Genomic DNA, 534 nt, shown 5'->3' with positions numbered 1-534 from the left:
TTACAATGACAAATACCTACTTTATCCTGTATTATATTTTTATGGTTTTGGAAATGGAATTTTATTTAAAGCCCTACTTCAAAATAAACATCATAAGCATATAGTTGTTTTTGAAAAGGATATAGAAATTATTTGGACGATGTTTCATATTTTAGATTTTTCAAGTGAATTAGAAAAACAAAGTTTAATGCTTTTTGATACTGCTTGTTTAGGTATAGAGTTTTTTTCTTTATTTTGTTCGCAAAAGCCTTTTTTTGATTTTTCAAGAATTTATTTTTTAGAATTAAGTAGTTCTTATTATGAGAATTTTCAAGAAGATGTATTGGAAGTGAATAAGAATTTGGCTTTAAATTTTAAAAATGCTATTTTAGCAAAGGGTAATGATAGTGCTGATGCTCTTCAGGGTATAGAACAATTTGTTTATAATCTTGCTGATATGATAACTCATCCTAGTTATAAAGAATTGCTTTTAAAAAGAAGTTCTTTAAGTGATACAGCTATTATTGTTTCTACTGGACCTTCTTTAACCAAACA

Annotated in this window: 1 pseudogene; it reads left to right on the top strand. The window is 25.8% G+C overall.

The features are described 5' to 3' along the window. A pseudogene (locus ACLL8X_RS09320) lies at positions 1–534 on the top strand (motility associated factor glycosyltransferase family protein); the annotation flags it as partial.

Source organism: Campylobacter parajejuni (genome assembly GCF_046764905.1).
Taxonomy (GTDB): Bacteria; Campylobacterota; Campylobacteria; order Campylobacterales; family Campylobacteraceae; genus Campylobacter_D.
The sequence above is the reverse complement of the archived record's forward strand: the minus strand, read 5'-3'. Positions and strand labels throughout refer to the sequence as shown.